Source organism: Bifidobacterium sp. UTBIF-68, assembly GCF_006408855.1.
GTDB lineage: Bacteria > Actinomycetota > Actinomycetes > Actinomycetales > Bifidobacteriaceae > Bifidobacterium > Bifidobacterium reuteri.
On sequence record NZ_JFAN01000065.1, the window covers coordinates 1 to 1504 of the forward strand.

1 protein-coding gene and 1 pseudogene are annotated in these 1504 nt (G+C 58.6%); both read left to right on the forward strand.

All coding sequences use genetic code 11. The annotated features are described in order from the left end of the window. Nucleotides 1-662, forward strand: a 662-nt coding sequence (locus BW14_RS11785; RefSeq protein ID WP_140490791.1) for a carbohydrate ABC transporter permease, incomplete at its 5' end; no start/stop codon positions are given. A 17-nt stretch (nt 663-679) separates the two neighbouring features. Beyond that, nucleotides 680-1504 (forward strand): annotated as a pseudogene (locus BW14_RS11790) (glycosyl hydrolase); the annotation flags it as partial.

A 1504-nucleotide genomic window follows, 5' to 3' on the forward strand; every position in this document is an offset into this window, starting at 1 on the left:
CAAACTACGTCAACGTCTTCCGTCAGGTGCCGGTGTTCCATTACATGCTGAACACCCTGGTGGTGTGCATCATCTCCATCGCGGGAAACATCATCTTCTCCACGATGGCAGGATATGCACTCGGACGTCTCAAGTGGCGTGGCCGCGGGTTCGTGTTCGCCTTGTTCATGGGCACCATGATCATCCCGATCGAAGGTGTCATGATCTCCCAGTTCCTCATCATCCGCGCCATCAATCTGCAGAACACGTTGCTGGCCGTGGCCTTGCCTGGCTTGTGCGGCGCCATCAACATCCTGCTGATGACCAACGCCTTCAAATCCATCCCGATGGAACTTGAGGAGGCGGCCATGGTCGACGGCGCAAGCCTATGGCAGCGATTCTTCCACATCTGTGTGCCGCAGGTCAAGGGCACGATGACCGTCGTGGGCATCTTCTCCTTCGTCGGTGCATGGAACGACTTCCTCTGGCCGTTGATCGCGATCTCCGATGAGAGCAAATACACCCTGACCCTCGGCATGAACAGGCTCAAGGGCATGTTCATCCAGGATCCGCGACTCATCGCCGCAGGCGCACTGGTCTCCCTCATCCCGATCATCGTCTTCTTCCTGTGCTTCCAGCGTTACTTCTTCCGCGGACTGGAACAGGGCGGTCTCAAGGGCTGACACGAAAGGATACTCTCATGAAATTCGGCGTTGATTACACGCCCTCGCATGGCTGGTTCCATTCGTGGCTCAACCCGGACTGGGAAAGCATCGACAATGACCTGAAGCAGATCAGCGATCTGGGCATGGATCATGTCCGCATCTTCCCGGTCTGGCCGTACCTCCAGCCCAACCGTACATGGATCAATATGAAGGGCGTCGAGGATGTGTGCCGTATGGTGCACATCGCCGGCGAGCATGGTCTGGACGCCTACGTCGACGTTTTCCAAGGCCATCTCTCCAGCTTCGACTTCCTCCCCTCATGGCTGGTGACATGGCATAAGGGCAACATGTTCACCGATCCCGAGGCCGTGGCTTCGGAACGTGAACTGATCTCCATCATGGCGGATGCGTTGGCCAAGGAACCGGCGTTCAAGGGCTTGACCCTCGGCAACGAGGTCAACCAGCTGTCCGATCGTCCGCACCCGACCAAGATGACCGCCACACCCGATCAGATCGGCGAATGGCTCGACGAGCTGCTGCCGGCCGCCAAGCGTGGCGATGACCTGGCCTTGTACAGTGTCAATGACGGTGTCTGGTTCATCGACGGTCACCCGTTCACTCCGGTGCAGTCCGCCACCAAAGGCGATCTGACCACTATCCACTCGTGGGTGTTCAACGGCATCGCCCAAGGCTATGGAGCCAGGAGCGAGGAGTGCTATTCCTATGCGCTCTATCTTGCCGAACTGGCCAAGGCGTTCGGTCCTGCCGACCGTCCGGTCTGGCTGCAGGAGGTGGGCGCGCCCGAAAACGTGCTTGCCACCGAAGATACGCCCGAGTTCTGCCGACGCACCGTTGAAAAG